Origin of the sequence: Streptomyces sp. NPDC006265, from assembly GCF_040613555.1 — a bacterium.
Lineage (GTDB): Bacteria > Actinomycetota > Actinomycetes > Streptomycetales > Streptomycetaceae > Streptomyces.
Genome location: NZ_JBEXSH010000649.1, coordinates 1 through 5,262 on the forward strand (window position 1 = coordinate 1; position 5,262 = coordinate 5,262).

Consider the following 5,262-nt stretch of genomic DNA (forward strand, 5'->3'; position numbering starts at 1 on the left):
GCCCCCCCCCCGGCCGACCTGCTGCCGCCCCTGACCTGCGGCCACGTGGGCTGCAGCGACAGCTCTCCCGGCGCTCACGCCACGGCCCACTTCGACTCCAGCGCCCACCCGGTGGCTCGCCCCCTGGCACGCGAGGGGGAATGGGCCTGGTGCTACGAGGACGAGGTGTATCTGGACCCGCTGGAAGAGCCCGTGCCGCGTTCCGCCCCGCGGACGCCCGAGTCGGTCTGGGACTACCCGCGGCCGCCCGTCATGCGGGAGGACGACCGTGACGTGCGAGTGGAGTGCGCCGGCCAGGTGGTGGCCGAGACCCGCAGGGCAGTCCGAGTACTGGAGACCAGCCATCCCCCCGTGTTCTACATCCCTGCGCAGGACGTCCGTGCGGAGCTCCTGTTCCCGGCGGTCGCGGGCCGGACCTGGTGCGAATGGAAGGGGGCGGCCCGGTACTGGGACGTCATCGTGGGAGACGACGTACGCGCTCGTTCCGCCTGGAGTTATCCCCGTCCCGAGCCCGGCTACGCACCACTCGCCGACTTCTTCGCCTTCTACCCGAGCCGCATGGACCGCTGCACGGTCGACGCAGAGGAGGTCACGGCGCAGGAGGGGGACTTCTACGGCGGCTGGATCACCGCGGAGGTGCGGGGGCCGTTCAAGGGCACCCCGGGCACCCGACTGTGGTGAGGCGGCGACGGTGAGAGCCGTTGACATCTCGGGCGACGAGAGCACGGCAGGCATGTGAGCCGGCGCCTCCGTGCCCAGCGCACCACCGACCGGCCCGCCGGCGAGCGAACCGACTGCCCGCGCAGGTTCACGCTCTCGCTCGCGCGCATAGGGTCGAGAGCGACCGCTGCCCACCCAGAGGAGAAGGCTGCTGGGGTCACGGGCACGCGAAGGGACTCTGCAGGCGACAAAAAGGGGACGTGTGCACGGCAGCGGCCACGCCGGCAAGGCGGGTCAGGGAAACGCTTGCCGATCCAAGCGTGCCTCCGGCAAGCTCGTGAGCCTGTACCGCCGCTACCACGCGTGGCGTGTCCCCGTTCCCGCTGTGGGCGCGGATCGTGTGCGACATCCTGTTCTGGGCCGTCATCGCCGCCGCGGCCTACGTCGCGATCGACAGCCTGTGCGGGGCAATCCTCATCGCAACTCCCCTTCTCGGGTTCTTCGGGCTCGCGTCGAGCAAGCAACACGACAAGGGCATCGACTGGAGCGACGACCGGATGGGAGGGCACCCAGGAACCCCGGGCCTAAACTCTAGGGCGTCCTCTCGATCAATAAGCATGATCGGCCAGCTGCAAGAAGAGACCTCGGCGAGGACACGGACGCCGACGCGCTGGTCGCGAAGCGGCGTAAGTCATGAGTCGGTCAGCTCGGCGACGCCGGGCGGCACGGTCGTCGTCATTCACTATCCTCCCGTTCGTGGCGGTGATGAGGAAGATGGATTTGGCCTTCCTTCAGGCAGTAAGGACGTCCAGCGCAGCGGCGTGAATACCCGGCGCGGCGGCGAGGTAGCTCTCACTCGCCCGTTCCCACGCTTTGCCCTCGAGGCCGGTCACGACGCCTCCGGCCTCCTGGACCAGTAGCACTCCTGCCGCGTGGGACCGGACGTTGTCGAACTGCCAGTGCAAGTCCATCCGACCCGCGGCGACCTGGGCGAGTTGGTGGGTCACGGGTACGGAGGCCCGTACATAGAGTGCGGAGTTCGTCATCGCGGCGAAGGCGGCGCCCATCCACTGAGCGAGGTCGGGGTCGTGACCCCGCTGTGCCTGGCCGGTCCCGGCCAGTGCGCCGTCCAATGACGTCTTGACCGACACCCGCAGCCGTACCCCGTTGAGGAACGCCCCGCCGCCCTCGGTCGCGGTGAACATCTCGTCGAAGACCGGAAAGCAGACCACCGCAAGCACCGGGCGGCCCTCGCCCAGGAGGCTCACGCCGATGTTCCGGTCGGGCATGCCGTACACGGCGTTGACGTTGCCACCGACCGGGTCGACACTCGCCCGTGGCCAGCGGCCCCGATCCGTGCTCGTCGTTGAGCCAGCCCGCGCTCGGCAGGGCCTCGGTCAACGCTGGGCGCAACGTGTCGACAACGGCCGCGTCATCGGCCTGGAGGTTCACGAGCAGTTCGGGGAGCCCTGGGTGACGCGATTCGCTGGAATAGCGCGTCATCATCCGGGCGCCGGCGTGGCGGACGGCAGCGACGGTGGCGGCAAGCAGCTCCTGGCTCGCGGGATGCTCCCGGAGTTGATTGTAGTGGATCTGTCTCATGTGAGGATCTACTTGTATGCAATTGGACTTGAATCTGCTGACCAGGAGAATCCCGGCCCGGTCCGTGCCGAGCGCGGAAAGCACCACGGAATTCCCGTTCACGATGGTGGCGGCACTGCCCGCGTCGCTCACGTCGCCCGCCACCTTGCGCAGGTTCGGGGAGTCGGGCGAGCGATCCGCATGGGATCACGCGCGATGGCGGTCACGGTGTGACCACGTTGAAGCGCCTGTCGGGTGAGGGCGATTCCGGTCTGGCCGGAGGCCGCGAGGACGGCGAGGTTCATGCCGGGAACGTGAGGGAGTCCATGACTTAACATCAAATGCAAGTATCTGACTTGATAAATTGCCCAGACGCAATCTCCATCGGGGAAGGATTTCGCGTGCCATCCCTCGCCACCGCCGACGCCGCGGGCCGGTTTCAAAGGACACCGCGCTCGCGGAACTACCGCGAGCCTTTGGGTGTAGTGCTCTGTATGAGGCCGATCAACGAAGGACATGTGGCACAGCCGGGTCTGGCCGTGGTCGAGGGCGCAGCCGCCGACGACCAGACCGCGTTCGTCGTTCGTCATCCAGGAGACACTCGCCGGGCGGTGGGCGACAGCGCCGGCGGACCGGACGACCCGGCCCCCCCGGCGAACCCGGCGTGCGGCTGCGCTGCTACCCGGATGTGCGCCAAGTCCTCAACTCCTAGCCGCACGTCCGGCGTTCCCCAGGACGGACCCTGAACACAAGGTGTCCGCCGCTGACCTGCTGATGTCCCGTGAGAGAGACACCAGCAAGTCATCGATCGCGAGAGCGACAAGCGGATCGTGCGCTCCCCTGACATCGTTGAGGGCCACGCGATTGGTGTCGCAGACCGTCCTCGTGATCTGCTTCCTCTTCCGTTTCCTCACAGCATGTCGGACAACGGACCCTTTCGCTTCGTGTCGCTGTCTCGGCGGTCTGTCCCGAACGGAGCCGACCGCTGGGGCCGACCTGGGCTGTCGCGCTCCTGCCGGGCCGCAAACGCGGGCACGCGTCGACGCTGCCGGCGAGGGTTTGGACGCGGGATGCCAGAGCCGAACTCGCGTGGACAAGCCTCCGGGTGTGTTATCCGATCGATCGCATCATGCGGTTGATGCGCGTTCCCGGCCGGTCGGACGGGCGGATCAGCGGAGTCCGGCGAAGAGATCGTTCTCGGGTATGGCCGCGCCAGTGGTGTCCTGGACTCGTACGAAGGTCTCCAGGCCCATCAACTCGCCGAACCGCTCCTTGCCCATCCTGAGGAAGAAGATGTTTTCCCCCTGACTGGCGTGCGCGGCCAACGCGTCGAATTTCTGACCGCTGAACGCGGTGGTGTCCACCCACGTGGTGATCTCATCGTCGGGGAGGCCGATCTCGGCCAACGCGGCGGCCTCGGCAGGATCCGGCTCCGGCATGTCCTCACCGAACTCGCGCATGATCTCACCGAATCGCTGCATCATCGAGCGGGGCATCGTAGTCCAATACACCTTCGGTGCCAGCGCGGTCATCTCCAGCGCCGCCATCGTGATGCGGTGGGCCTGAATGTGGTCGGGATGGCCGTAGAAGCCGTTCGCGTCGTAGGTGACGACCACATCGGGTCGGTAGTGCCGCATGAGTTCCGCCAGCCGGGCCGCGCTTTCCTGCACCGGGGTCTGCCAGAAGGATCCGGGGGCGTCGTTGCTCGGCCAGCCCATCATCCCGGAATCGGCATAGTCCAACATCTCCAGATCGCTGACCTTCAGTACCTCACAGCTCGCCTTGAGTTCTTGACGGCGCATCAGGGCGACCGCCGCCGGATCATGCGCGGGATCGCCCGGCTTGGCACCCCCGGTCCGTCACCGCAACCGCCGTCGGTACACGTCACGAGAACCGTGCGGATGCCCTCCGCCGCGTACCGCGCGAGGACACCCCCGGTTCCGGTGGCCTCGTCGTCGGGGTGTGCGTGTACCGCCATGAGCGTCAAAGGCCGGTCAGTCATGAAACAGTCCTCCTGCAGAGATGCGTCTTGATCCAAGCGCGCGGTGGGCCTACCGCGAACCTGGGGCCCGGATGGCGGGACGGACGACCTCGTGATCTCCGTGCTCCCTCGCCCGCGCAACGCCGGCCCCTCGGTCCATGCAACCGTGTCGGCCGGACCGGCTGTTCCCGGCGCGGCCGCCTGGCTTCTACGCGTCGGGTTCAACGCGAACGAGATGCAGGCGCGACTACGATCACACAATCTCGGATCCGAAGAGGCTGGAGAGGCGGCACGGTCTCGACGACGGCCGAATGCGGACCCTATGACGGCGGACCAAGAGTGACCCACTTGGTGATCTTCGTCTGATGTCGACGGTCAAACAATTCCATGACCTGCGTGATCGGCGTCAGCTACTGACCCTTGAATGCGTGATGTCGTCATGGTGGCTGGCGTGGAGGCCGGTGCCGGCGAGGCAGCCGTCGAGGACGTCGGGACGGTACTGAAGCTGGCGGAGGCCGCGTCGGACGGCAGTGGGACCTGTCCCCGAGGACGAGGCACGATTCCTGGACCGCTCGCGGACGCGGTCCAGGACGGGCGAAGAACGCGTCAACTGACCCCAAGACCGACCGCCAGCGTCAGTTCAAGGACCCGGTGCGGCGATGCGAGGTCCGGAAACAGCTCCCGCAGCTGCGACATCCGGTACCGGACGGTCTGGGGATGGACGAACAACGCCGCCGCCACCTCATCCCGCCTGCCCTGGTGCAGCAGCCACGCCCGCAACGTCTCCTCCAGCCGCCGCGCGGTTGCGACAGGCAAGGTCCGCAACGGCGCGAGGGCTCGGGCACGCAGGTCTGCGAACGCGTCCACGTCGGCGCTCAGCACCAGCTCGGGCAGGTGGTCCTCGGTGTCGCGAATATCAGAGGAGAGGGAGCGCGCGCGTACGGCTCGTGCGTACGAGGCGGACGCACGAGTCCATGGCCGGGCCGGGCCGACCACGGCGGTGCGGTCGGACAGCTCCCTCAAGAGATGTGATCGGTCGC

General features: G+C 67.6%; 4 protein-coding genes and 1 pseudogene. 2 read left to right on the top strand and 3 right to left on the bottom strand.

The genetic code is table 11. From position 1 onward, the window contains the following. Positions 1-681 (top strand): DUF427 domain-containing protein (locus tag ABZ281_RS36410; RefSeq protein ID WP_356662331.1); only part of this gene is annotated, 681 nt, incomplete at its 5' end. Between the two features lie 770 nt (positions 682-1,451). Here ABZ281_RS36410 and ABZ281_RS36415 read toward each other — a convergent pair. After that, entirely contained in the window at positions 1,452-1,949 is a 498-nt protein-coding gene (locus ABZ281_RS36415; RefSeq protein WP_356662332.1) for an inositol monophosphatase family protein, read from the bottom strand. A gap of 786 nt (positions 1,950-2,735) precedes the next feature. Between ABZ281_RS36415 and ABZ281_RS36420 the strand changes: the two genes are divergently transcribed. Continuing rightward, a complete protein-coding gene (locus tag ABZ281_RS36420; protein WP_356662333.1) occupies positions 2,736-2,987 on the top strand; it encodes a DUF6207 family protein in 252 nt (83 codons plus the stop codon). Positions 2,988-3,410: 423 nt separating this feature from the next. Here the strand turns inward: ABZ281_RS36420 and ABZ281_RS36425 are convergent. Beyond that, positions 3,411-4,243: pseudogene (locus ABZ281_RS36425) on the bottom strand (PIG-L family deacetylase). 585 nt (positions 4,244-4,828) lie between these two features. Next, positions 4,829-5,262: helix-turn-helix domain-containing protein (locus ABZ281_RS36430; protein WP_356662334.1), on the bottom strand; the 434-nt coding region annotated here is incomplete at its 5' end.